Origin of the sequence: Sphingomonas sp. GC_Shp_6 (assembly GCF_026540835.1) — a bacterium.
Classification (GTDB): Bacteria; Pseudomonadota; Alphaproteobacteria; order Sphingomonadales; family Sphingomonadaceae; genus Sphingomonas.
On the sequence record NZ_JALNUO010000011.1, the window covers coordinates 1 to 24,646 of the forward strand.

The 24,646-nt window shown below is 69.6% G+C and carries 16 protein-coding genes; 10 read left to right on the forward strand and 6 right to left on the reverse strand.

All coding sequences use genetic code 11. From position 1 onward, the window contains the following. Positions 1–91 precede the first annotated feature (91 nt). The 3 genes from OXQ95_RS12920 (at position 92) to OXQ95_RS12930 (ending at position 12,547) form a co-directional block, all read left to right on the forward strand. Entirely contained in the window at positions 92–9,034 is an 8,943-nt protein-coding gene (locus tag OXQ95_RS12920; RefSeq protein WP_267381907.1) for an autotransporter outer membrane beta-barrel domain-containing protein, read from the forward strand. Between the two features lie 840 nt (positions 9,035–9,874). Next, complete coding sequence (locus tag OXQ95_RS12925; RefSeq protein ID WP_267381908.1) at positions 9,875–10,210, forward strand: hypothetical protein; 336 nt, start codon at positions 9,875–9,877, stop codon at positions 10,208–10,210. A gap of 57 nt (positions 10,211–10,267) precedes the next feature. Next, positions 10,268–12,547 carry a TonB-dependent receptor gene (locus OXQ95_RS12930; protein WP_267381909.1) on the forward strand — a complete coding sequence of 760 codons (2,280 nt, stop codon included), beginning with the start codon at positions 10,268–10,270 and terminating at the stop codon, positions 12,545–12,547. A gap of 37 nt (positions 12,548–12,584) precedes the next feature. On the opposite strand, the gene OXQ95_RS12935 is transcribed toward OXQ95_RS12930, so the two are convergent. Then, positions 12,585–13,220 (reverse strand): hypothetical protein, encoded by a 636-nt coding sequence (locus OXQ95_RS12935; RefSeq protein WP_267381910.1) that lies wholly within the window; start codon positions 13,218–13,220, stop codon positions 12,585–12,587. Between the two features lie 124 nt (positions 13,221–13,344). Here OXQ95_RS12935 and OXQ95_RS12940 point away from each other — a divergent pair, with 124 nt between their 5' ends. From OXQ95_RS12940 to OXQ95_RS12955, 4 genes are read left to right on the forward strand one after another with little or no spacing between them, the layout of a single operon-like run. Next, complete coding sequence (locus OXQ95_RS12940; protein WP_242098318.1) at positions 13,345–13,809, forward strand: MarR family transcriptional regulator; 465 nt, start codon at positions 13,345–13,347, stop codon at positions 13,807–13,809. Continuing rightward, on the forward strand, positions 13,800–15,200 hold the full coding sequence (locus OXQ95_RS12945; RefSeq protein ID WP_267381911.1) for an efflux transporter outer membrane subunit: 1,401 nt from the start codon (positions 13,800–13,802) through the stop codon (positions 15,198–15,200). The genes OXQ95_RS12940 and OXQ95_RS12945 overlap by 10 nt, the downstream gene beginning before the upstream one ends. Beyond that, entirely contained in the window at positions 15,197–16,357 is a 1,161-nt protein-coding gene (locus tag OXQ95_RS12950; RefSeq protein WP_267381912.1) for an efflux RND transporter periplasmic adaptor subunit, read from the forward strand. The genes OXQ95_RS12945 and OXQ95_RS12950 overlap by 4 nt, the downstream gene beginning before the upstream one ends. Before the next feature lie 17 nt (positions 16,358–16,374). Beyond that, complete coding sequence (locus OXQ95_RS12955) at positions 16,375–17,922, forward strand: DHA2 family efflux MFS transporter permease subunit (protein WP_242098315.1); 1,548 nt, start codon at positions 16,375–16,377, stop codon at positions 17,920–17,922. Between the two features lie 54 nt (positions 17,923–17,976). Here the strand turns inward: OXQ95_RS12955 and OXQ95_RS12960 are convergent, their stop codons facing one another. Next, on the reverse strand, positions 17,977–18,312 hold the full coding sequence (locus OXQ95_RS12960; RefSeq protein ID WP_242098314.1) for a WYL domain-containing protein: 336 nt from the start codon (positions 18,310–18,312) through the stop codon (positions 17,977–17,979). A gap of 102 nt (positions 18,313–18,414) precedes the next feature. Here OXQ95_RS12960 and OXQ95_RS12965 point away from each other — a divergent pair, with 102 nt between their 5' ends. Then, the gene (locus OXQ95_RS12965; protein WP_267381913.1) at positions 18,415–18,951 is read left to right on the forward strand and encodes a biliverdin-producing heme oxygenase; all 537 of its coding nucleotides are present in this window, start codon (positions 18,415–18,417) and stop codon (positions 18,949–18,951) included. Here OXQ95_RS12965 and OXQ95_RS12970 read toward each other — a convergent pair. Beyond that, complete coding sequence (locus tag OXQ95_RS12970; protein WP_267381914.1) at positions 18,948–21,077, reverse strand: histidine kinase dimerization/phosphoacceptor domain -containing protein; 2,130 nt, start codon at positions 21,075–21,077, stop codon at positions 18,948–18,950. The genes OXQ95_RS12965 and OXQ95_RS12970 overlap by 4 nt on opposite strands. Before the next feature lie 123 nt (positions 21,078–21,200). Here OXQ95_RS12970 and OXQ95_RS12975 point away from each other — a divergent pair, with 123 nt between their 5' ends. Both OXQ95_RS12975 and OXQ95_RS12980 read left to right on the forward strand, forming a co-directional pair. Next, a complete protein-coding gene (locus OXQ95_RS12975) occupies positions 21,201–22,310 on the forward strand; it encodes a catalase family protein (RefSeq protein ID WP_267381915.1) in 1,110 nt (369 codons plus the stop codon). After that, entirely contained in the window at positions 22,307–23,059 is a 753-nt protein-coding gene (locus OXQ95_RS12980; protein WP_267381916.1) for a metallophosphoesterase, read from the forward strand. The genes OXQ95_RS12975 and OXQ95_RS12980 overlap by 4 nt, the downstream gene beginning before the upstream one ends. A gap of 4 nt (positions 23,060–23,063) precedes the next feature. Here the strand turns inward: OXQ95_RS12980 and OXQ95_RS12985 are convergent, their stop codons facing one another. The 3 genes from OXQ95_RS12985 to OXQ95_RS12995 are packed head-to-tail and all read right to left on the reverse strand — an operon-like array spanning position 23,064 to position 24,549. Further along, positions 23,064–23,813 (reverse strand): hypothetical protein, encoded by a 750-nt coding sequence (locus OXQ95_RS12985; RefSeq protein WP_267381917.1) that lies wholly within the window; start codon positions 23,811–23,813, stop codon positions 23,064–23,066. Beyond that, positions 23,810–24,031 carry a helix-turn-helix transcriptional regulator gene (locus OXQ95_RS12990; protein WP_242098308.1) on the reverse strand — a complete coding sequence of 74 codons (222 nt, stop codon included), beginning with the start codon at positions 24,029–24,031 and terminating at the stop codon, positions 23,810–23,812. The genes OXQ95_RS12985 and OXQ95_RS12990 overlap by 4 nt, the downstream gene beginning before the upstream one ends. Continuing rightward, positions 24,031–24,549 carry a DUF2975 domain-containing protein gene (locus OXQ95_RS12995; RefSeq protein ID WP_267381918.1) on the reverse strand — a complete coding sequence of 173 codons (519 nt, stop codon included), beginning with the start codon at positions 24,547–24,549 and terminating at the stop codon, positions 24,031–24,033. Before OXQ95_RS12995 ends, OXQ95_RS12990 begins: the two co-directional genes overlap by 1 nt. Positions 24,550–24,646: the final 97 nt, after the last annotated feature.

Below are 24,646 nucleotides of genomic sequence, written 5' to 3' on the forward strand. Positions count from 1 at the left end.
GGTGCTGGTCCAATCGACCGGCGGCGGCGGCGGCGCGGGCGGCTTCGCGGCGGGCGGCGCGGTCTCGGGCACCGGCGCTGGCGCGCTGGCGGTGGGCGTCGGTGTCGGCGGCAGTGGCGGCGGCGGTGGCCACGCGGCGCTGGCCGATCTGACCCTGACGGGCGCGACGCGCACGCAGGCGAGATTGAGCGACGCGATCACGGTCCAGTCGGTCGGCGGCGGTGGCGGCGCGGGCGGGTTCGCCGTGGGTGGCGCCCTGTCGGGCGCCGGGACCGGTGCGGGGGCGGTCGGCGTGGGCATCGGCGGTGTCGGCGGCGGCGGCGGCGCGGCAGCGGACGCCATGGCGACGATCACCGGCGACACCGTCACAGCAGGCGACATCAGCCGCGGCATCCTGGTGCAGTCAGCGGGCGGCGGCGGCGGCGCTGGCGGGTTTGCGATCGGCGGCGCGCTGTCGGGTGCGGGCACCGGGGTGCTCGCGGTGGGCGTGGGTGTCGGCGGCGTCGGCGGCGGGGGTGGCCTCGCCACGGTGGCCGACCTGATACTGCGCGGCAGTACGGTGACGCAGGGATTGCAGAGCGATGCGGTCGTCGTCCAGTCGGTCGGCGGTGGCGGCGGCGCGGGCGGTTTTGCGATCGGCGGCGCCTTGTCGGGCGCTGGAACCGGCGCTGGCGCGCTGGGCGTCGGTGTCGGCGGCTTCGGCGGCGGCGGCGGGGCAGCCGGCCTCGCCACGGCGGCGATCACCGGCGACACGGCCACCTTGAAGGACCAGAGTCGCGGTGTGCTGGTCCAGTCGGTCGGTGGCGGCGGCGGCAGCGGCGGCTTCTCGGTTGGCGGCGCCCTGTCGGGCGGGGGCACCGGCGGCGGTGCGGTCGGCGTTGGCGTCGGCGGCTTCGGCGGTGCGGGCGGCGGCGGCGCCGCGGCCCGGCTGACGCTCTCCGGCATCACGCAGACATCGGGTGCGCAGAGCACCGCGATCACCGTCCAGTCGGTCGGCGGCGGTGGCGGCACGGGCGGCTTCACGGTCGGCGCGGGCCTGTCGGCCGCGGGCACCGGCGCGCTGGCGGTCGGTGTCGGCCTGGGCGGATTCGGCGGTAACGGTGGCGCGGCGAGCGACGTACTGGCCTCTGTCACCGGCGCGACGATGACGACGGGTGCGGGCAGCGGCGGCATCCTGGCGCAGTCGGTCGGCGGCGGCGGCGGGGATGGCGGCTTTGCCGTCGCCGGTGCGATCAGCGGCGCAGGGACCGGATCGGGCGCGGTCGGCATCGGTATCGGCGGCTTCGGCGGCGGCGGCGGCCTTGCGGGCCGCGTCGACCTCACGGTCCAAGGCGACACCGGCACCGCCGGACGCGATGCGACCGGCGTCACCGCGCAATCGATCGGCGGCGGCGGCGGCAACGGCGGCTTCGCGGTCGGCGGAGCGGCATCCTTCGCGGGCAGCGGCGCGCTCGCGGTGGGCTTCGGCATCGGGGGCTTCGGTGGTGACGGCGGCAAGGCGGGTGCGGTCAACCTGACGCTCGCCGGGAGCACCAATACCGGCGGCTTGCGCAGCACGGGCGTGCTGGCGCAGTCGGTCGGCGGCGGCGGCGGCAACGGTGGTTTCGCGATCGCGGGCAGCGTGGCAGGCGCGTCGAAGGGCGCAGGGGCGCTCAGCCTGGGCGTGGGCGGTTTCGGCGGCGGCGCGAGCGATGGCGGCGACGTCCTTGCCCGGATCACCGGCACGACGATCACCGCTGGAGAGCAGAGCAACGCGATCCTCGTGCAATCGCTGGGCGGCGGCGGCGGCAATGGCGGCTTCGCGATCGCGGGCAGCGTGTCGCTGGCGAACACCGGCGCTGGAGCGGGAGCGTTCGGCGTCGGCGGCTTCGGTGGCGGCGGCGGCAATGGCGGGGCGGTCGGGCTGGTCGCTAGCAGCGCCACCGGGCGCGACGCGCTGGTCGCGCGCTCGACCGGCGAGGCGTCCACCGCGGTTCTCGCCCAGTCGCTGGGCGGCGGCGGCGGCAATGGCGGATTCTCGGTGGCCGGTGCGGTTTCCCTGACGCAGGGAACCGGCCTGACGGCGGCAGTGGGCGTCGGTGGCTTCGGGGGCACCGGCGGCATGTCCGGCGCGGTATCGGCCGATGTCACGGGCCGCGTCGAGACGGTGTCGACCCAGTCGGCCGGCGTCGCGGCGCAGTCCATCGGCGGCGGCGGCGGCAATGGAGGCCTGACGGTCGCGGCAGGCCTGACCTATGCCACAAAGGCCGCGGGCACGCTCGCGATCGGCGTCGGTGGTTTCGGCGGCGGCGGCGGTATGGCTGGCGACGTCACGCTGCGGCGCGACGGCGACACGGTCACGCAGGGCTCCGGATCGGATGGCATCACGGCACAGTCGATCGGCGGCGGCGGCGGCAACGGCGGCCTCGCCGTCACCGGCAGCATCGCGGTCACGACGACCGGCAAGGCCGGATCGGTGGCCATCGGCGTCGGTGGATTCGGCGGCGACGGCGGTCGCGCAGGCGCGGTCGACGCGACGATGACGGGCGATATCGGCACCGGCATCGGCGTCGCCACCATGGCACGCGACACGGGCCAGCCCGGTTTCAATATTTCCCCCGGCATCGGCGGCAACGGCTTCGTCGCGCAGTCGATCGGTGGCGGCGGCGGCCAGGGCGGGATCAATATCGCCGGCTCGGTCGCAATCACCACCGGCGATGGCACGGCCGGTGCGGCGACACTGGGGATCGGCGGCTTCGGCGGCAGCGGCGGCGATGCCGGGACGGTGACGGCCCGAGTCGCGGGCGCGGACGGTGGTCAGGGCATGATCGTCGCCAACGGACGGGATCATAGCGCACTGATTGCGCAGTCGATCGGCGGCGGCGGCGGCAATGGCGGCATCAACGTCTCCGGCGGGATCGCCGCGGACGGCAACCTGACACTCGGCTTTGGCGGCTTCGGCGGCGCGGGGGGCAAGGCGCAGACGGTGGACGTCACCGCGCGGTCTGACTTGTATGCGGCAGGCTCGGGCACCGCCGGGCTGGTCGCGCAGTCAATCGGCGGCGGCGGCGGCAATGGCGGCATCAACGTATCGGAAGGGATCACCTTCGGAAAGACCGCCAAGGCGCCGAACTTCGCGATGGGCGTCGGCGGCTTCGGTGGCGCCGGGAATACCGCGGGCAGCGTGGTCGTCGACCAGGCGGGCGTCATCGGCGTCGAGGGTGGCAGCACCGTCGGCATCCTGGCGCAGTCGATCGGCGGCGGTGGTGGCCGCGGCGGGCTGAACGCGACGCTGGCGGGCAGCCGGTCGGACGAGGCGACCGCCCCGACGATCGCGATCGGGGTCGGCGGCAATGGCGGCACCGGCGCGGATGCGGGCAGCGTTTCGGTGGCGAGCCGCGGCCGGATCGACGTCAACACCAACACTCCGGCAGCCAGCCTTGCGACGCCCGATCCGGACACGGCGGGCGCGCTTGCCGCACTGGGCCTGACCGCGGCACCGGTGGTGGCGACGGCTACGGCGGGTATCCTGGCGCAGTCGGTCGGCGGCGGCGGCGGTGTCGGCGGCTTCAACGGCGGCCTGGCGCTGAGCCCCAACGGCAGCGTCGCATCGATCGGTATCGGCGGCAGCGGTGGCGCGGCAGGCAATGCCGCATCGGTGTCGGTAACGCGTGGCTACAGCATCGGGGCGGGCGGCGTGCTCATCGCGGATGCGGCGGCGATCACGATGCGTGGCGACGATGCCTCCGGCCTTGTCGCGCAGTCGATCGGCGGCGGCGGCGGTCTGGCCGGTGCCAACCTGGCGGTTGCCCTGTCGCAAACGGCGGCGGCCAAGCCCGGTGAGGACCGAACGCTGGCCGCGACGATCGCGGTCGGGGGCAGTGGCGGATCGGCGGGTGACGGCGATACCGTCGCCGTCAATCAGAACGGCACGATCGTCACCACCGGCGACCGATCCGACGCGATCCTGGCGCAATCGATCGGCGGCGGCGGGGGCAACGCGAATTATTCGATCGGCGCAGGACGCTTCAAGGACGCCAGTGCACTGGCGCTGGCCGTCGGCGGCGACCCTGCCGGCGGCGGTGTCGCCAGCTCGGTGACGGTCGATCAGGCCGGCGTCTTGCAGGTGAGCGGCGCCGACTCTGCAGGCATCCGTGCGCAATCGATCGGCGGCGGCGGCGGCAACACCAGCACCAGCATGGCGATCGCCAGCGGTGCGGCCAATGTCCTCAGCATCTCGATCGGTCGGAGCGGCGGGACCGGCGGCGCGGCCGGTGCGGTGAAGGTCGGCGCGAGCGGGTCGATCCAGACCGCCGGCAACAATGGCTATGGCATCCTCGCCCAATCGATCGGCGGCGGTGGGGGCGCCAGTTCGAGCACGACGATCGGCGTGCAGGCGACGGAAGGGTCCGGCGAGTCGAAAAAACAAAGCAACGCGTCCCTTTCGATCGGCATAGCTGGCGGGTCTGGTGCGGTCGCATCGACCGTCGACGTCACCAGCGCGGCGGCAATCAGCACGAGCGGCGCGAATGCGCGCGGCATCCTGGCGCAGTCGATCGGCGGCGGCGGCGGCATCGGCGGCAGCGCTTCGGGCTCGGCCAGCGACGCGACCACATCGATCAACGCCATCCTGGGCGGAGCCGGCGGCGTCGGCGCCCGATCGGCGGCAGTGTCGGTCGCAAACACCGGCGCGATCACGACGATCGGTAACGATGCCGAGGCGATCCTGGCGCAATCGGTCGGCGGCGGCGGCGGCGTCGGCGGGATGGTGTCGTTGGTCGGCATCAACAAGCTGACGGCCGGCAAGGATGCCGATCAGACCAGCGTCAACCTGGTGGTCGGGGGCACCGGTGGTGCGGGGGCCGAGGCGGACAAGGTCGCGGTCAGCAATGCCGCGCTGCTCACCACGTCGGGCGCCAACGCCTATGGTATCCGCGCGGAAAGCATCGGCGGTGGCGGCGGGTCCGGCGGCGCAGTGGTCAACGTTCGCTTGCAGGGGCCAAGCGAAAACAGCGCGATGGACATCAACGTCGGCGGCAGCGGCGGGACCGGCGCGCGCGCGGCGACCGTGGATGTGCGCAACACCGGGGCTATCGCGACCACCGGCACCAACGCGATCGGCATCGTCGCCACCAGCATCGGCGGCGGCGGCGGATCGGCCGGCGTGGTGCTCGACCTTGCCGCCGGCCTCAGCGGCGGCAGCGCGAGCCGCGCGGTGAAGTTCAACATCGGCGGCGCGGGCGGGATCGGCGGCACGTCGTCGGACGTCAGCGTCGTCAACGCCGAGGGCGCCTCGATCGTTACCAGCGGCAGCGGTGCGCACGGCATCCTGGCGCAGTCGATCGGCGGCGGCGGCGGTCGCGGGTCGTCGGTCTTGTCCTTCACCGGCCAGGGTTCGACGAACGCGGACAGCACGATCGTCGGGCTCACCGTCGGCGGCCAGGGCGGCTCCGGCAACGCCGCGGGCAACGTCAGCGTCGTCAACGCCGGCACCATCGCCACCACCGGCAGCGACGCGCATGGCGTGTTCGCGCAGTCGGTCGGCGGTGGCGGCGGCAATGGCGGCGTCGCGTTCGTCGGCGGCTTCAGCAGCACCAGCACCGATCAGTTCAAGTCGAATCAGGTGATCGCGGTGGGCGGGGTCGGCGGCGACGGCGGCCAGGCGGGCAACGTCACGGTCAGTAACACCGGCACGATCACCGCGACGGGCAAGGGATCGTACGGCGTCTTCGCTCAGTCGGTCGGCGGTGGCGGCGGCAACGCCAATGTCGCAATCAACGCCAGCACCAGTGCGGCCGGGCTGGCAGGCAACGGCATCAACGGCCTGCTCGGCGCGGTCGGCGGCGGCAAGGGCGGCAAGGCCGGCGTGGTGACGCTCGACCAGCGGGGTTCGATCGTCGTCTTGGGCGACAACAAGAGTGCGACCTTCGTCCAGGCGATCGGCGGCGGTGGCGGTACGTTGTCGCTCGATCTGTCGGGGATCACGGACCTGCCGGGTTTGCCGCAGAGTCTGACGGCGGCGTTGCGCTCGAAGTTCGACTCCAGCCTGGGAGCGGACGCGGCGCAGGACGATGCGGCGGCACCGATCACGGTCAACGTGGTCGGCAACCAGGCCGTGGCGGGCGCCGGCGGCAGCGGTTCGGGCGTGCAGTCGATCGGTGGCGGCGGCGGCACCGCCTATCTCAACCTGGCCTTCATGCCCAAGGCGAGCGACTCGTCGGCTCAGACCGCCAGCACCGCGTCGGCGGGGGCGCCGGTACTGCAATCGGCGGTGTTGCGGGCGATGGCGACATCCACGCCGCAATTGGCATCCGACGTGACGATCCGACAGGGCGGTAACGGCGGCAGTAACAATGCGGGCGCCGCGGCGGTGATCGCGCTGACCGGGCAGGTGACGGCGATCGGCAGCGATACGCCGGGCCAGCTCGTCCAGTCGATCGGCGGTGGCGGCGGCCGGACCAGCGCGTTGCTCGACACGACGAAGGCGACGCCGGGAGCGATCGACATCGCTCTTGGCGGCACCGGCACCGCAAGCTCGCCGGGCGGCGTCGTCTCCGTGACGCAGCGCGGCTTGATCGCCACCCAAGGGCTGATCGCGCCGGGTGCGATCCTCCAGTCGATCGGCGGCGGCGGCGGCTCGGCCGGCGTACGGCTGGCGAGCGGCGCTTCGCTCGGTTCGATCGCCACGGTGGCGCTCGGCGGCAACGGTGGCAGCGGCGCCGACGGCGGGGCGATCGCCGGGACCTATGCCGGCGTGCAGACCAACGGCGATTATAGCGCCGGCCTGTTCGCCCAATCCATCGGTGGCGGTGGCGGCGACGTGCGCCTAGCCGATATCGGAACGGCGGCAACGTCGCTTGGCGGCGCGGCGGGCGTCAGTGGATCCGGGGGCAGCGTGACGATCACCAACGCCGGTCTGATCCGCACCACCGGCGTGCGTTCGCATGGGGTGTTGCTCCAGTCGATCGGCGGAGGCGGGGGTGCCGCATTGGGTGCCGGCTTCGCAGGGCTTGCGCTGCGCAGCGGCAACAGCGGCGATGGCGGCGCGGTCGCCTTCACCCAGACCGGCGACGTAGTCGTGACCGGTGACGGCGCCTATGGCGTGGTCGCCCAGTCGATCGGTGGCGGTGGCGGCTTCGTCGATGGGTTGTTCGCCGGCACCGCTGGTGGCCAGGGGCGCGGCGGCGCGGTGACGCTGAACCTCGGCGGCGACGTGTTCGCCACCGGCGCAGGATCGACCGCGGTGCTGGCGCAGAGCGTGGGCGCGAACGGAGCGGGCGACATCACCGTCGGCTCGACCGGAACGGTCCGTGGCGGCAGCGGCAGCGGTGTCGGCGTGGCTTTTGACGGTGGCGCAAACAACGTGCTGGCAATCGCCGGATCGGTGTCGGCGGTATCGAATCTGGCGATCACCGGCACCAGCGGCAACGATACGGTGAACAACGCCGGCCTGGTTTATGGCAACGTCCGTCTAGTCGGAACTGGCGGCGCCGTGGCGGGCGAGGTCAATCGCTTCAACAACGCCGTGGGCGCGACCTTCGTGCCTTTCGACACCGTCGCGCTGGGTGCCGCGGGCGTGCTCGACAACGCCGGGCGGTTAACGCCGGGCGACGTCGGTCGGCTCCAGACCGTCGCGCTGGGCGGCAGCCTCAATCAGTCGACGTGCGGCAGCTACCTCACCGATCTCGACTTCGCACCGGCACGCCAGGCGCAGTTCACCGATCGGGTGAATGCGACCGGGAGCGCGCGGCTGGCCGGCCGCGTGTCGACGGTCGTCGCAAACGTCCCCTTGATCCAGGCCGGCAACCGGACCAGCGTGCTGGTCGATGCCGCAGGCGGCGTCACCAACGGGGGTCTGGCGCTCGACGTGCCGACCTCGGCCGTCGCGGCGTTCGGGCTGGAAACCGCGGGCCAGCAGTTGTTGCTGCGCGCCAATGTCGATTTCGCCGGTGTCGGCCGTCCGCTCAACCGCAATCGGACCGCGGTGGGCGATTACGTCAACCGCATCCAGGCGGCCGGGTCGAGCGACGTGCTGGCCCCGGTCGTCACGCAACTGTTCTACACGCGCGACACGGCGACGCTGGGTCGGATCTACGACAGCTTCGGGGGCGAGGTCTACGCGGACCAGATCGCCTCGGCCAGCTACAGTGGCGAGCGGTTCGCAGGGCGGCTGTCCGATTGCGCAAGCAGCGGCATCCTCGATGCGCGGGGCGGTTGCATGTGGCTCTCGGCCGGTGGGGACCGCTTCCGCCAGAGTACGACGTTCGACAATGCCGCTTATCGTGACATGGGCACGCATATTCAGGGCGGTATCGAACATGTGCTGGGTGGCGGCGGATTGCATTTCGGCGTCGGTGGGTCCTACGAAACCGTCCAGGCCGCGATCGAGGACGGCGGTGGCCGGGGCAAGGGCGACCGCTACCAGCTCGGCCTTTCGCTCGGCTATCGCGGCCAGGCGCTCGATGTCGCGGTGTACGGCACGCTCGGTCACGCCAGCGTTTCCACCACGCGACCGGTAGCCGCGCCGGCTGCGATCGCGGCGGCTCCCACGGTGGCCTCTGCACAGCAACGGTTCGATTTCGGTCAGCTCGGCGGCGACGTCGGCTACCGCTTCGATCTCGGCGCGGTGACGGTGCGCCCGGGTGTCGAGGGCGGTTACGCCTATTGGGATCAGCAGCGGATCGTCGAACAGGGTGCCGGTCCGCTTTCGCTTGCGGTCGGTGACGTCGGGGTCGAAGGTCTGGCCTTCGTCCGTCCCAGCCTCGATGTGTCGCATGCCTTCTCGGTGTACGGCACGCCGATGCGGCTGGCGGTGCGGGGCGGCTACATGCACCGGTTCGACGATGTCGGCGTCAGCGCCGTCTTCGTCGGTGCGCCGACGAACGTGAGTCCGTTTGTCACGCGCGCGTTCCTCGACCGCGACACCGGGACGGTGGATGCCAACCTCACCGGTTCGCTCGGCCACGGCTTCTCGGCTCGGATCAGCTACGGCGGAGAGTTTGGAAAGCGGACGACGTATCACAGCCTGATGGGCAGCCTGATTGCTTCGTTCTGATGCCGCGGGCCGGTGTAATCGAGTCAAGGCAGGGGGTGTCTGTTAGAGCGGTCGTGGAGCCGAAAGCGGATGCCCCCGGCGGCCGAATTCGGCATGTGAATGGTCATCGCCGATCGGATCGCATCCGCGGGTGGGCCGGTCCTCTGCGCCAGATCTGCGGCGTTGATCTTACGCCGCGTGACCGCTCGCGGCGCTGGCGCGACGCATGTGTGATTACCTGAGTGCGGTGTTCCAAGTAAACGGCGAAGCTCCGCAGCGACTATCACCCGTCGTTGCACATGGGCTGCGATCCCGAATTCTCTTCGCTTCAAGATAATCGGTGACGGTCTCGCCAGCTTGCGTCGCTCGACGGTCCGCGTCTTCCAGACGCCGTCGATCAACGCACCAGGCAGCGCTTCTACGATGGCCTTGGGACCTGCTCGGACGACAACGCCCCGTCGATCTGCTCAATGGTCGCCGAGATTTCTCGGGTTGGCTGGGTCGACCCTGCTACGGTGTCTCACATCATATCTGATGGGGCAACCCTCAAGCCGTCCGACTACGCTGGCCTGTGTGTGAAGCCGCGGATCACCCGAGCCTGGACGAACGGCAACGCAATACGCTCGACTTCCGGAAGCGGCCGTACCGTTTTCCACCACGTGTAAGCGGAACATCCAGTCTTCTCTGGCCGATCAAGCCTCCGCCACCAGCCAATTCCGGCAACGGCGTATTCCCTTCACCCGCTCCACACTCCCCCAATTCCTGCCGTGACAGCCCGGCCGCCGCGCGTTAGCGGGGGGGATGGGGGCGGTTCGGCTTTTTCTTCGCGGTCACCGCTTTGGCGCTGCGCTGGTGGTGCTGATGGCGCTTACGGTGCGGCTGGCGGTGCCTTTGGGGTTCATGCCGGTGGCGACCGCGTCGGGCGTGGCGATCATGCCGTGCCCGGCCGCCGGCGCGGTGCCGGTGGCAATGGCGGCCATGCATCACGGGCATGGTCGGGAATCGCCCGGCAAGACCGACACTGCCTGTCCGTTCGCGGGGCTGTCCTTGCCGTCGATCGCCGGCGCGGATGCGGCGTGGGTCGTGGCGGTGGTGGTGGCCGTGCTCGCGGCGGGGTTGCGTCCGCTGGCGCGCTGGCCGAGGCGTGACGCCATCCGCTGGCGACCGCCGTCGCAGGGGCCGCCGGCGGGGGGCTGAACCTCGCCCGCCCGCTTCCCCGCGCGACCCGCTTCGCGCCGATCCAAGGTTGTTCCCATGATCCGCCTGTCTTCGCGGGCGTCCACGCTCGCACTCGTGGCGTGCGCGACGTCGGCCGCCGCCCATGCCCAAGAGGCCGCACCGAAGCCCGGCGATGTGCTGGTGATCGCCCGCCGGCAGGCGGAGGCTCCCGCGCCGACGCGTGCGAGCATCGATGCCGATATGATCGCCGAGACTGTCAACGCCACCAATGTCGAAGATACGCTTAAATACATGCCGAGCCTCGTCGTCCGCAAACGGCATATCGGCGATACGCAGGCGCCGCTTGCCACGCGCACCTCGGGGCTCGGCTCCAGCGCGCGCAGCCTCGTCTATGCCGACGGGGCGCTGCTGTCGGCGTTGATCGGCAACAACAACGGCACGGCGAGCCCGCGCTGGGGCCTGGTAAGCCCCGAGGAGATCGCGCGGATCGACGTGCTCTACGGCCCGTTCGCCGCGGCCTATCCCGGCAACGCGATCGGGGCGGTGGTCAACATCACCACGCGGCTGCCCGATCGGCTGGAGGGGACGCTCACCGCCGGCACGACGGTGCAGACCTATGACCAATATGGCACGCAAGCGACGCTGCCGAGCGGCCAGATCGGCGCGACGCTCGGCGATCGCTTTGGGCCGTTGTCGCTCTTTGCCAGCGCGGTGGAGACGACCAGCAACGGCCAGCCGCTCACCTATGTGACCGCCACGCGCCCGGCGGCGGCGGGGTCTGGGGGGGGCGCCACGACCGGCGGATATGACGCAGCCAACCGCACCGGCGCCGCGATCCGCGTGCTCGGCGCCTCTGGCATCGAGCATCAGCAGCAAGGCAATTTCAAGCTCAAGGCCGCGCTCGACGTGACCGCCAAGCTGCGGCTGACCTATGTGGGCGGCCTGTTCCTGAACGACACCGACGCGACGGCGGAGACATATCTGACGGGCGCCGCATCGGGGCTTCCCGTCTATGCCGGCAGTCTGACCATCGCGGGCTATCCCTACACGGTCGCAGCGAGCGCGTTTGCGGGCGGGGTGTATCGGTATGACGAGCGCCATTGGTCGCATGCTCTTTCGGCCCGGAGCACGGGGCAGGCATTCGACTGGGCGGTGATCGGCACGCTGTACGAATATGCGCATGACGCGCTGCGCAGCCCTGCCACCACCTTGCCCGGTGCGTCGGCGGGTGGCGCGGGAACGATCACGCGGATGGAGGGCACCGGCTGGTACACGATCGACACGAACGTGACGTGGCGGGTGGGCGGCGGCCATGTGCTGAGCGGCGGCGCGCATGACGATCGCTTCGTGGTGGAAAGCGACCGATACCGGACAACCGACTGGCTGGGGGGCGGCGAGGGGCCGATCGACCTCGCCTCGCGCGGGCGGACGCAAACCCGGGCGCTATGGGCGCAGGATGCGTGGACGCTCGCACCGCCGCTGACGCTCACCCTGGGTGGGCGCTACGAATGGTGGCGTGCCTATGACGGCTATAATTTCGCGCTGACGCCAGCGCTCGCGGTGGTGCAGCCCGAACGTCGTGCGCGCGGCTTCTCGCCCAAGGCGGCGCTGGCCTATGCGATCGACCCGCACTGGAGCGTGCGCGCGTCGTTCGGCGAGGCCTATCGCTTTCCCACGGTCGGCGAGCTGTACCAGACGGTGTCGACGGGTGCGGTGCTGAGCGTGCCCGATCCGAATTTGCGGCCCGAGCGCGCGCTGTCGGAGGAACTCGCCATCGAACGCGTCGATGCGCATGGCAGCGCACGGGTGTCGCTATTCGCCGAAACCGTGGCGGATGCGCTGATCTCGCAATCCGCGCCGCTGGTTGCGGGATCGGGGACGCTCTACGCCTATGTGCAGAATGTCGACCGAACGCGCGCGCGGGGCGTGGAGGTGGCGTTCGCGCGCACGAACTGGCCGCTGGCGGGCGTCGATCTGTCGGGCAGCGCGACCTATGCCGATGCGATCACGCGCGCGGACGCGGCGTTTCCGGCGGCGGTGGGGCATCTGCTTCCCTCCGTGCCGCGGTGGAAGGCGAGTGGGGTCGCGACGTGGCGCCCGGCCTCCGCGGTGTCGCTGACGGCGGCGGTGCGCTATGCCAGCCGCAATTACGGCACGCTCGACAACAGCGATGCGATCGGGAACACCTATGGCGGCTTCTACCGCTATTGCGTGGTCGATCTACGCGCGGTGATCCGCGCCACGGCGCGCTACAGCTTTGCGCTGGGCGTCGATAATGTCGGGAACGACCGGTATTTCCTGTTCCACCCGTTCCCGCAGCGAGCCGTATCGGCCCAGGTGACCGCGCGGTTGTAAGCGCGCCGCCGCCCAGATCGGGCGGCGGCGGCTTGGCTCAGTTGGTGGTGACGGTGGTGGTCGTCTTCTCGGTGGTGGCGACGCGCGGCTTGGCGTGGGTGACGCGGTGAACGACGCGGCGCACGGCCGGCTTGGTGGTGGTGGCGGTCGCGGCCGTGGATTTGGTCGTCTCCGTCGTCACCGTCGTGGACGGCGCCGGCGGTGCGGCGACGACGACGGGGGGCGCCGCGCGCGCGGCGGCGGCATCGGCGGCGGCGGCCGCGGCGGCCTGCTCGGCCTGATCGGCGCGCGCGTTCGCGGCGGCGGCATCGGCTTGCGCGCTGACGGCGACGCTATTGGCCTGTGTGCGTTGGGCGCGTTCGGCCATGGTGCGGTTCCGCTGCGCTTCGTTCAGCGCCATGTCGGCGAGTTCGGAGGCATGGTTCGCCTGCGCGATGGCGTCTTCCTTGTGGCCGCTCGCGAGCGATTCCTGCGCGGTGCGCAGCGCGGCCTGCGCCTGGGCCTGGAGGCGCGGCGCGTCGCCGCCCGTGCCCACCTTGGCGGACGCGTCGAGCTTGCCCGACGCTTCGGCGATCGCGGCGCGGGCGCGATCCGCCTTACCCTCGGCAAGCGCGGGTGCGGCGGTGATGGCGAGGAAACCCAGCGCGGATGCGAGAAGGGGTGCGGTCTTCATGTCATCGTCTCCTGATCGTTCTGGCAGGCCAACGATCACGTTGCGCCGGTGTTCCCCGCGACCAACGGGCGCTGGATCCTGGTCGCATATTGACTGCTGGGACAATGATTGCCAAAGCAACGAAATGCCTTTTTACGAATCCGATGGCTTCACCCCCGAGACATCGGTCGGTTACCTGACCAAACGCATCCAGCAACTGGCGGCCCAGCGGCTGGAGCCGGTGTTCGCAGCGGCGGGAACGACATACCTGCAATGGTCTGCGCTGGTCGCGATCTGGTGGGGGCGCGAGATGACCTGCGCCGAATTGGCGCGGGCCATCGCACACGACAGTGGCGCGACCACCCGGCTGCTCGACGTCCTGGAGGAGAAGGGGTGGGTCGAGCGACGCCGTAGTCTCGAAGACCGGCGCGTCGTGAAGCTGGTGCTCACCCAGGCGGGTCAGGCGGTGGCGAAGGAGTGTCGCGCCACTGTCGCCGAATGCTGGAATGGATGGCTGATCGATTGGGAAAAGGAGGAGGCGGCGATGTTGCTGACGTTGCTCCAGCGCCTGCGTACCACGCTCGAAACGACGGAGGCTCCATGCGCCTGAAGATCCTCCTCGTCGCGCTGTTGCTCGGCGGCTGCGCGATCCCGGCTTCCAAGCCCGCGCTCGCACCGACGCCTGCTACCGCGCTCGGCTTGGTGGGGGCGCCCGCGCCCGCGATCGATGCCCAGTGGTGGCGTGTCTATGACGATCCGCAGCTCGATCGGGTGGTGGACGATGCCCTCGCGGGCAATCCCACGCTCGCGACCGCACTGGCCCGCGTGCGCCAGGCGAGCGCCACGCTCGCGTCGCGCCGGTCCGATAACGGCCCGAATGCGACGTTCGATGCGAGCCAGCAATATGCGCGGCTGTCGGGCAAATACGAGATCCCGCCGCCCTTTGCCGGCACGACCCGCTTCATCTCGCAGGACCAGTTCAATCTCGACTGGACGCTCGATCTGTTCGGCCGGCAGCGCGACGCGATCGAGGCCGCGCGCGATTCCACCCGGGCGGCGGTGCTCGACGCGACCGCGGCGCGGCTGGCGCTCGCCGGATCGGTGGTCCAGGCCTATGTCGAGCTGGCACGCGCCGAACGGCAGGCGGCGATCGCGCAGGCCACCATCGGGGCGCGGGCGAATTCGCTGCGGCTGGTCGACGTGCGCGTGCGCAACCGGCTGGCGAGCGGGCTGGAGACCGAGGCGGCGCGCACCTTGCTGGCACAGGCGCGGCTGGCGCTGGTGCAGGCGCAGGCGAGCCAAGCGCTGGCGAAGAACGCGCTGGCCGCACTCGCCGGACGGGGGGCGGATTATCCCGCCACCATCGCGGCGACCCGGATGCGGCTCGACGCGCCGATGGCGCTTCCCGCGACGTTGCCCGCGGATCTGCTCGCAAGGCGCGCCGACATCGCCGCCGCGCTGGCGCGGATCGATGCCGCCGCCAAGGGGCGCGAGGTGGCGCGCAAGGCCTTTTATCCCAACGTCAACCTGATGGCGCTGGCGGGTCTGCAGGCGATCGGCATCGGCAACGTGCTGACCGGCGATGCGGTGACCGCGGGCGGCGGCGCGGCGGTGCATCTGCCGATCTTCGACAATGGCCGGCTAAAGGCGCAATTGGCGGGCGCGACCGCCTTGGTCGATCTGGCCATCGCCGATTACAACGAGCGAGTCGTGCGCGCGGTGCGCGAGGCGGCGGATGCGAGCGCGCGGATCGGTGCGCTGGACGCCGAACGTCAGCGCTCGCGCGAGGTCGTGCGCGGCTTCTCCGCCACCGGCCGGCTGAACGCGATCCGCGTGTCGAGCGGTCTCGATTCCAAGCTCGACCTCGTCGACAACGACGTCCGCACGCTCGCTGCCCAACAGGACGATGCCGATCTCGCCGCCGATGCCGCCGACGCCCGCGTGGCGCTCGTGATGGCGCTGGGTGGCGGCTATGACAATCGACAGGAAACCCCGCGATGACCGATACCGAAACATCCGCTCCGCTGCCGCCGGCCGCCAAGCCGCGCGCGCGGCGCAACGGATTGCTGCTGCTGGGTGCCGTGGTGGTGATCGGCGCGATCGTCTGGGCGGTATTCCACCTGCTGCTCGCAACCCCCGAACAGGAGACGGACGACGCCTATGTCGCGGGCGACGTGGTGGCGATTACCGCGCGCGATGCGGGGCAGGTGACCGCGATCCACGCCGACAACACGCAGGCGGTGAAGGCGGGACAGCCGCTGCTCGACCTCGACGCCGCGACCGCCAATGTGAACCTGGCTGCGGCCGAGGCTGAGCTGGCGCGTGCGGTGCGATCGACCCGGTCCGACTTCTCGAAGCTCAACCAGACCGGCGCGGCCGTCGTGCAGGCGCGTGCCGAGCTGGCGCGCACACGCGACGATCTGGCCCGTCGCCGCGGTGCCGCCGTGCAGGGTGCGATCTCGGGCGAGGAACTGGCGCATGCCGAGGATGCGGTGAAGGTGGCGCGCGCCACGCTCGATCTCGCGCTCAGTCAGCAGGCGCAGTCGCAAACCGGCGTGCAGGGCACCACCGTTTCGACCAACCCCGCCGTGCTCGCCGCGATCGCCGCCTATCGCCGCTCCGCGATCACGCTCAGCCACATGCACATCGTCGCGCCGATTGACGGCGTGGTGGCGCAGCGCACTGTGCAGCTCGGCCAGCAGGTCGCGGCGGGAACGCCGCTGATGGCGGTCGTGCCGCTCGACCGGGTGTGGGTCGATGCCAATTTCCGCGAAACGCAGCTGAAGGATTTGCGCATCGGCCAACCGGCGACCGTGGTGGCCGACATGTATGGCAGCGGTATCGCCTATCATGGCCGGGTGATCGGGCTGGGCGCTGGCAGCGGCAACGCCTTCGCGCTGCTGCCGGCGCAGAATGCCAGCGGCAACTGGATCAAGATCGTCCAGCGCGTTCCGGTGCGGATCGGGCTCGACAAGGGCGAATTACGCCGCAACCCGCTGCGCGTCGGCCTGTCGGTGAATGCGACCGTGGACACGACCGACGCCTCGGGCGCGCGGATCGGCGCGCCGGCGCAGGCTGCCTATAAGGGGCTCGCGAGCGACCAGACCGACCCCGCGGTCGAGGCGCGCATCCGCCAGATCATCGCGGCGAACCGGTGACGCGGACGGAGCGATCGATGTCCGCCCCCAATCCTCCCGCGATGCCGGCGCCGCTGCAAGGCGCCTCGCTCGCGTTGATCGCGTTCGCGCTGGCGCTCGGCACCTTCATGCAGGTGCTCGACACCACGATCGCCAACGTGTCGTTGCCGACAATCGCGGGCAATCTGGGCGTCAGCAGCGACAATTCCACCTGGATCGTCACCGCCTTTGCGGTGGCGAACGGTGTCGCGGTGCCGCTCACGGGTTGGCTGATGGGGCGGTTCGGCGTGGTGCGCACCTTCTGCACCTCGGTGTTGTTGTTCACGATCGCGTCGTTCCTATGCGGGATCGCGTGGAATCTGCCTTCGCTGATCCTGTTCCGCGTGATCCAGGGCGGCGTGTCGGGGCCGATGATCCCAGGCAGCCAGGCGCTGCTGATCGCGATCTTTCCGCCGCATAAACGCTCCACCGCGCTCGGCATCTGGTCGATGACGACGCTGGTCGCGCCGATCATGGGGCCGATCCTCGGTGGCTATATCTCCGACAATTATCACTGGAGCTGGATCTTCCTCATCAACGTGCCGGTCGGGATCTTCTGCGCGTTCATATGCTGGCGCGGCCTGAAATCGCGCGAGACGCCGCTTCGCGTGCTGCCGATCGACCGGATGGGGCTGATCCTGCTCGTCATGTGGGTGTTCGCGCTGCAATGCGTGCTCGATCTCGGCAAGAACGACGACTGGTTCCAGTCGCAGCGCATCGTGATCTTCGCGGTCGTCGCCGCGATCGGCTTCGTCGCATGGCTGATCTGGGAACTGACCGATGCCAGCCCCGCGGTGAACCTGTCACTGTTCAAGAGCCGCAACTTCGCGATCGGCACCATCGCCTTCTGCCTCGGCTATGCGGTGTTCTTCGCCAACACGCTGCTGCTGCCGCTCTGGCTGCAGACGCAGATGGGCTATACCGCGACCTGGGCCGGGCTCGTCGCGGCACCCAGCGGGGCGGTGGCGGTGTTGCTTACACCCTTCGTCGCGCGGCTGTCGGGCAAGATCGATGCGCGGATCCTGGCGACGGTGGCGTTCGCCTCGTTCGCCTATTCCTATTATCTGCGCTCGGGCTACACCACCTATGCGAGCTTCTACGATCTGGCGCTGCCGATGATGGTGCAGGGGATCGCGATGAGCACCTTCTTCCTCGCGATGCTCACCATTTCGCTCGACCGCATTCCGGCGGAGCGTCTGCCATCGGCGACGGGCATCTCGAACTTCGCGCGTATCACCGCAGGCAGCTTCGCCGCGTCGCTCATCACCACGGCCTGGGACCGGCGCGAGACGCTGCACCAGAGCCGCCTGTCGGAAGCGGTGTCGACCGGCGCGCCGTTCCAGGCCGCGCGCGATCAGTTGATGCGGATGGGAATGACGGACGTGCAGGCCGCCGGCGCGATCACGCGGCAGATGGTGGGGCAGGCGTATCTGCTCGCCTCGACCGATCTGTTCCGCCTCTCGGCTTGGCTGTGCCTGGTGCTGGTGGCGATCGTCTGGTTCACCCGGCGCGCTTCGCCCCCACAAGGGCCCGTAGCGGCGGACTGATGCGGAGGTGGCACCGTCTCTCCACCCGGTTTCTACTGGGTGGAGAGAGGGCTGTCAGGCGTTGGCGGGGGCGGCGTCCACGGCGAACAAGGTCACGCCGCGATATTTCTCGGCGGCCGGATCGAAGATCGGCTCCGGATGGAACGGATTGCCGGCAAAGCCCAGCGCGCGCAGGCCATCGAGCTTGAACGTCCCGATCTTCTTCTCGCGCGGCGGCTGGCCGTCGCGTTCGAGCGTCACCGCATCGACATAGAGCTCGTCGTGGCGCGTGTAGAGGATGTGCGGGGCCAGCTTCACGACCATCCGGTTATAGGTCGCCTCGACGCACTTGCGCAGCGCGATGGCTTCGAGAAGGAGCGCACTGGGATTGGCGGGCGCTTGGGCGGACATGGAGATCTCCGGCATTTTGTGCGTTGCAGCATAGCGCATGGGGGGGCGTCAAGTTCCATCTTGGCTGGACAAGGTTACCGTCGGATTGCAGGCGTGCAATCGATGACCGCCGTCCAGAAACTTCGCGCTTCCACTGCCCCCGACCACGACATCGTCGATGCCGCTTTCGGCGGCTTCGATCTGGCCGACCGGCGCGATTACACCGCGTTCCTGATCGCCCATGCGCGCGCGCTGCCGGCGGTGGAAGCGGCGCTGGCAGGGATCGCGGGCTTGCCTGCCACCCCCGCGCGTACTGCGCTGCTTGCCGACGATCTCGCCGCGCTGGGCGTGCCGATGCCGCCGCCGCTGCCGTTCGCGATCGGTCCGGCCGCTGCTTGGGGCGCGCTCTATGTCGCGGAAGGGTCGCGGCTGGGCGGGATCATGCTGGCCGGTCGGGTGGGGCAGGGGCTGCCGGCCGCCTATCTGTCTGCCCGGCATGGCACGGGCGCGTGGCGGGTGCTGCTTGCCGCGATCGATGCCGCGGTCCTGCGCGAGGACGCGATCGCCGCCGCCGTCGCGGGCGCACGCGCGACCTTCGCGCTCTATGCGGCGGCGGCCGGCGTCGCGCCCGATGACGGCACGACGCGGCCCGGGCGTTAGCGGCTGGGTTCCTCGATCGGCACCGTCAGGATCACGCGCAGCCCCGGCGCATTGTCGGCGAAATCGATCGTTCCGGACAGCCGCTCCACCATCGCGTTCATCATCCGGCTGCCGAAGCCTTGCCCCGTTCCGGTCTTGCCGCGCCCGTGATCGGCGACGATCAGGCGCATCCGGGTGCGATGCTGCTGCACCGCGATCGTCAGGGGGCCGCTCGCGCCGTCATAGGCATATTTGGTCGCGTTGATGACCAGTTCGGTCAGGATCAGCCCGATATTCACCGCGCGATCGGTCGGCATCAGCACGGGCGCGAGGTCGAGGCGGATGTTCCCGGCCCATTCGGCGCCGAGCGATCCCTTCATGTCGCCCACCAGCTCGTCCACGTACCGCGAGAGATCGACCGTCTGGACCTCGTCGTCGCGGTAGAGTCGGCGATGGACCAGCGCCACGGCCGAGAGCCGCGCCTGTGCTTCGGCCAAGTGATCCGCCGCCTCGCCCGGCCCCGCCGCCTTGGATTGCAGGCGCAGGAACGCGGAGACGAGCTGAAGGCTGTTCTGGACGCGGTGGTTGACCTCCTTCATCAGGATGTCCTTCTGCGCGATCAGCGCGTCCTTTTCGGCCAGCGCACGCTGCAGATCGCGGTTGAGCGCGAGCAGGCGGCGGTTGCGATAGGCGTCGGCGAAGGCGCGGCGCAGGCGTTGGGCAGCGGCCACCTCTTCCAGCGTCCAGCGCTGCGATCGGCCGCGCACGGTCTGCGTCCAGCTGTCGAAGGAGGCGCGGGGCGACAGCGTCTCGCCGGGCGTCAGGGTGACCGCCTTGTGCGGGTTTCCGGCCCATTCCACCTCTTCGACTAGCTCGGCACGAAACCACAGCAGGGTCGCACCGCCCTCGGGCAGCGGCATCGCCAGCAGCCCGCTCGCCTGCGTGCGCCATTCGGTCATGGCGGGCATCAGTGCGGACAGCTCGTGCGTGGCGAGCGGCTCGCCGGTGCCGCGGGCGCGCAGCCAGCAGGCGATGTCGTCCACCACGTCCGTATCGGGGCAACTGCCATAACGGTCGATGGTGCCGCCTTGTACGAACGCGACTCCGTCAGCGGTGAACATCCGGCACAGATCGTCGCTCATGCCCTGCACGATGTCGCGCAGCGGCAGATCGACCGCGAGCCGCGCCGTCAGCAGCGTTTCGTCGGCATGGAGGCGCAGCCGCTCGCGATAGGTTTCGGCCTCTTCCTTCGCGCGAATCTGGCGTGCGAGCCCGCCCGCCAGCGTCGCGGCGGTGGTCCGCATATCGGGCGGCAGCATTCGCGGACTATGGTGGTGGCAGGCGATCAGCCCCCACAACAGCCCGTCCTTCACGATCGAGATCGACGCGGAGGCCTTCACCCCCATGTTGCGCAGATACTGGATATGGATCGGCGAGACGCTGCGCAGCGCCGCGTCACCCAGATCGAGATCGGCGAAACCCTCCGGACGGATCGGTGCGGGCGTATAGTCGATATCGGGAATGGCGCGCGTCCGGTTGCGCACATACAGCGCGCGCGCCTGCGCCGGAATGTCGGTCGCCGGGAAATGATGGTGGAGAAAGCCGTGCAGATGCGGTGCACGATCCTCGGCCAGGACGCGTCCGGCCTCGTCGTCGAGGAACCGGTATACCATGACACGATCGAATCCGGTCAGGCTGCGAAACGCGATTGCGGCGCGTTCGCACAGCGTCTGCAGATCGTCCGCGCGTTCGAACCCGGCGGCGGCGGCATCCAGCCAGCCGAGCACCGTGGCGGCGCTTGCCGGCTCGCCGATAACGGGCTCCAGCTCGATGAGCCACCGGTCTCCCGCGCGGTGGATCGTCACCGCGAAACGCTCGGTCGTGCCTTCGACGATGGCGTGGCCGGTGATTCGGTCGCCTTCCGCCGCGGCGATGGTCGCCATGACGGCCGGACCGACCAGCGCGTCGAGCGGCCGGCCCAGCCATTCCCCGGCGAGCCGCGCTTCGATGGCGCCGGCACCGGCAACGACCGCCAAGGTGGCGGCGTCCACGACGAGCAGAAGCCCGTGCGGCTGGATCGAGCCCGGAATGTGGATGGGTTCGCGGTCGCACGCGGTGAGGTCGACGGCCGAGGCAGAGAGGTGCATATGGGTCCGTCGTTGGTCGGTTGGTCCTGCCATTGCACGCGATCCGCGGCAGATCAACAGGTTGCGGTAACGGAACTCAAGCGCCGCCCTAGGGTTGGATGGAGGTCGCCAAAGGAGCCCCGGATGTCCAACCAGCCCGTTAACCACTCGACGCCCGTTCTTTATTCGAGCGACGTCGAAACCATTCCTTCCGACGAGGCGGAGACGATCCGGCAACTGGAGGAACAGTTTCGATCGATCTTGGAGACCACCTCGCAGGATTACGATCACGCGGTGCGTGCCGTGCACGCGAAGGCGCACGGCATCGCGCGCGGCACGCTGACCATCGCGGAGGGGCTGCCCGCGGCACTCGCGCAAGGCATGTTCGCGAAACCCGGCAGCCACGAGGCCATCCTGCGCATCTCGACCAATCCCGGCGACATTCTCGATGACAGTATCGCGTTGCCGCGCGGTCTCGCACTCAAGATCCTCGACGTTCAGGGCGAGCGCCTGCCGGGATCGGAGGGCGACACGACGCAGGATTTCATCATGGTCAACGGTCCCGTTTTCGCCGCGCCCGAACCCAAAGCCTTTCTCAAGAACCTGACGCTGCTGTCCAAGACAACGGATCGGGCCGAGGGTGCGAAAAAGGCGCTCTCGGGCGTGCTGCGCGCGTTCGATGCGGTGTTGAGCAGCGTCGGCGTGGAATCGGCGACGATCCGGCAATTGGGCGGCGCCCCGCAGGTCCACCCGCTCGGCCAGACCTATTATTCGCAGACGCCGTTCCGCTATGGTGACAACATCGCCAAATTCGCGCTCTTCCCGGTGTCCGAAGGGCTGACCAGCCTCACCGACACCACCATCGATGCGAGCGGCAAGCCCGATGCGATCCGCGAGGCGGTGCGCGAGGATCTGATCGAGCAGGGCGGCACCTGGGAGTTGCGCGTGCAGCTTGCCACCGATCTCGACGCCATGCCGATCGAGGATGCTTCCAAGGAATGGGACCAGAAGGCGGGCCCCTTCGTGACCGTCGCGACTTTGGTGGTGGAGCCGCAATTGTCGTGGGAGCATGGCGTCACCGAACATACCGACGACGCGCTTTCGTACAGCGTGTGGCATGGCATCGCCGAGCATCGGCCGCTCGGCGGCGTCAACCGCGTTCGCAAGGATACCTACAAGTTCTCCGCGAACTTCCGCGGGTCGTTCAACGGCTGCCCGATGCACGAGCCGGGCCGGTTGGCCGAACTCGCGTGATTCGACTGTTCCACGTCAGCGACGTTCATTTCGGCGCGGAGGATCCTGCCGCGATCGCCTGGTTCGACGGGCTGGTCGCGGCGGAGCGTCCCGATGCGGTCATCATGACCGGTGACCTGACGATGCGCGCGACCAAGCGCGAGTTCGAGGCGGGGGGGGCGTGGCTGCGCGGGCTGGGCGTGCCGGTCACGCTCGAGATCGGCAATCACGACATCCCCTATTATTGGGATCCGTTCCGCCGGCTTTTCTCTCCCTATCAGCGTTACCACGCCGTGGAGCGGATGATCGAGCGGCCGCTCGAATTACCGGGCGTGACGATCGTGCCGCTCACGACCATCGCGCGCGCGCAGTGGCGGTGGAACTGGTCGAAGGGCCGCGTGAGCCCGGGCGCGCTGCGCCGCACGCTGGCGTTGATCGCGGCGGCGCCGAGCGGCAACCTGATCCTCGTCGCCGCGCATCACCCCCTGATCGAGGGGCCGACCAAGGGCTCCGCGCGCACCCGGCATGGCGACGCCGCGTTGATCGCGCTGGCCAAAGCCGGCGCCGATGCGGTCCTGTCGGGCCACGTCCATGATCCCTTCGACGTTCCCGTCGAGCGCGCCGGTCGCACGCTTCGCATGATCGGCGCGGGCACGCTTTCCAAACGGGTCCGCCACTCGCCCCCGGCGTTCAACGAACTCCGTATCAAGGCCGGCCGGCTGGAAACGATCGCCCGGGCGATGGAGGCGGCGGACCAACGGATGGGTTGATCCGTCAGGGCTTGCGATCCCAGCCGCGCCAACTCGGCCCGTAGCGAAATCCGACGAACGCCGCCGATCCGACGAGCGCCGCGAACAGGCCAACGAACAGCGCGTCCCAGATCATGATCGGTATGACGACTGCCAGGGGTGATCCGATCGCGAGCCGATGATCGAGCAGGTGCAGAAGCTGGCATGGGACGAAGACGGTAACGGCAAGCAAGGTCATCATGACGGCCTTCGGCCATCCCGCCGTGAAGCTCCAGCGAAGGGTAATGCGCTCGTCGTCGAGCAGCGCACCCATGAGGTAGAGCGTCAGCGCGGTGGAGATCAGGAAATCGACGATGCTTGCCGCCACCGCGATCGGGCCGCCTTGGCGAGCCAGTCCGTGGTCGGCCGCGGCGATCGCGAACGAAGCGAGTATCCCGAGCACCAGCCGCCCACCGGCACGACCACTGATCCGCGGTATGCGCGCCATCACGCCATCCACCGCCCAGAAACGCGCCACCAGCAGCGTCGTAAGCAGGAAGCCAGCGACCTTTGCATAGCCGAACGCCCACCGTGTCGGATCCATCGCCAATCCGCGAAAGGCGGCCAACGACACGAACATGCCGAGATGAATCTCCGCGGCATGCTGCACAAGCTCGGTGACGATCGCCGGGAAGACGAGCATGGGCGCAAAAACCAGCGCTCGGCCGCCAAGGCGATAGGCGAGGGCGATGCGTCTTGCGCTTCCTCCCGCCGCGCTGCGGATGATGGTCATCATGGCTCGTCCCCCGCTTCGGCCTCGACGGCCAGAATGTCGCCCGGCTGGCAGTCGAGCGCCAGGCAGATCGCTTCCAGTGTCGAGAAGCGGATCGCCTTTGCCTTGCCCGTTTTCAGGATCGACAGGTTCGCCAGGGTGATGTCCACTGCCTCGCTGAGCTCGGTCAGTGTCATGCGTCGATCATAAAGCCGTGCATCGAGATGGATGCGCACCGGCATCAGATGGTGCCCTCCAGATCGGCGCGCAGGGCGGCGCCCTGCGCAAATACCTGCGCAAGCACAAACGCAACGAGCACGCCGAGCCAGCCGGTCAATGACGGCGTCCAGTCGAGCACGCGCATATGCTCCGATTTCGCCCACCAAATCGTCAGACCCAGCATTGCATCGACTATCTGGAGCGCGAGAAGCGCCCAGCCGATGATTCGCAGCCTGCCGGCATTGGCCGCCGCGAACGGCTCGCCCCGGCGCAGCGTTCCGATCACATCGGCAAGCGCGCGGAACAGCCGCTCGGCGATAAATGCGAGCGGTGCAGAGCTGATCATCAGAACGCGGATGTAGAGCAGCGCGGCGTGACCGGTGGGGCCATATTGCCCCCGCAGATGCTCCAGCAGCGGAATCGCCCACACGAACGTAGCCGTGAGAGCGAGGATCGCGATGCCTAGAACCGCGATGTTGGCGACACGCAAGATGCCGATGATGGTGCCGAACGTTCCTGTCAGCCGCGACCGCTTCCGCATGCCTGCCTCCTGTCGCTTCAGAATGGCAGTTTATCGATAAACGGCAAGAGGATTATTGATTAGCAATATGAACATATCAGGCGATTGGTTTTCCGAG

What these genes read in the sequence shown, in the direction of transcription:
- OXQ95_RS12925 (WP_267381908.1), top strand. Translation starts at nt 9,875, where the DNA reads ATGGCGCTTACGGTGCGGCTGGCGGTGCCTTTGGGGTTCATGCCGGTG.
- OXQ95_RS12930 (WP_267381909.1), top strand. Translation starts at nt 10,268, where the DNA reads ATGATCCGCCTGTCTTCGCGGGCGTCCACGCTCGCACTCGTGGCGTGC.
- OXQ95_RS12935 (WP_267381910.1), bottom strand. Translation starts at nt 13,220, where the DNA reads ATGAAGACCGCACCCCTTCTCGCATCCGCGCTGGGTTTCCTCGCCATC.
- OXQ95_RS12940 (WP_242098318.1), top strand. Translation starts at nt 13,345, where the DNA reads ATGCCTTTTTACGAATCCGATGGCTTCACCCCCGAGACATCGGTCGGT.
- OXQ95_RS12945 (WP_267381911.1), top strand. Translation starts at nt 13,800, where the DNA reads ATGCGCCTGAAGATCCTCCTCGTCGCGCTGTTGCTCGGCGGCTGCGCG.
- OXQ95_RS12950 (WP_267381912.1), top strand. Translation starts at nt 15,197, where the DNA reads ATGACCGATACCGAAACATCCGCTCCGCTGCCGCCGGCCGCCAAGCCG.
- OXQ95_RS12955 (WP_242098315.1), top strand. Translation starts at nt 16,375, where the DNA reads ATGTCCGCCCCCAATCCTCCCGCGATGCCGGCGCCGCTGCAAGGCGCC.
- OXQ95_RS12960 (WP_242098314.1), bottom strand. Translation starts at nt 18,312, where the DNA reads ATGTCCGCCCAAGCGCCCGCCAATCCCAGTGCGCTCCTTCTCGAAGCC.
- OXQ95_RS12965 (WP_267381913.1), top strand. Translation starts at nt 18,415, where the DNA reads ATGACCGCCGTCCAGAAACTTCGCGCTTCCACTGCCCCCGACCACGAC.
- OXQ95_RS12970 (WP_267381914.1), bottom strand. Translation starts at nt 21,077, where the DNA reads ATGCACCTCTCTGCCTCGGCCGTCGACCTCACCGCGTGCGACCGCGAA.
- OXQ95_RS12975 (WP_267381915.1), top strand. Translation starts at nt 21,201, where the DNA reads ATGTCCAACCAGCCCGTTAACCACTCGACGCCCGTTCTTTATTCGAGC.
- OXQ95_RS12985 (WP_267381917.1), bottom strand. Translation starts at nt 23,813, where the DNA reads ATGATGACCATCATCCGCAGCGCGGCGGGAGGAAGCGCAAGACGCATC.
- OXQ95_RS12990 (WP_242098308.1), bottom strand. Translation starts at nt 24,031, where the DNA reads ATGCCGGTGCGCATCCATCTCGATGCACGGCTTTATGATCGACGCATG.
- OXQ95_RS12995 (WP_267381918.1), bottom strand. Translation starts at nt 24,549, where the DNA reads ATGCGGAAGCGGTCGCGGCTGACAGGAACGTTCGGCACCATCATCGGC.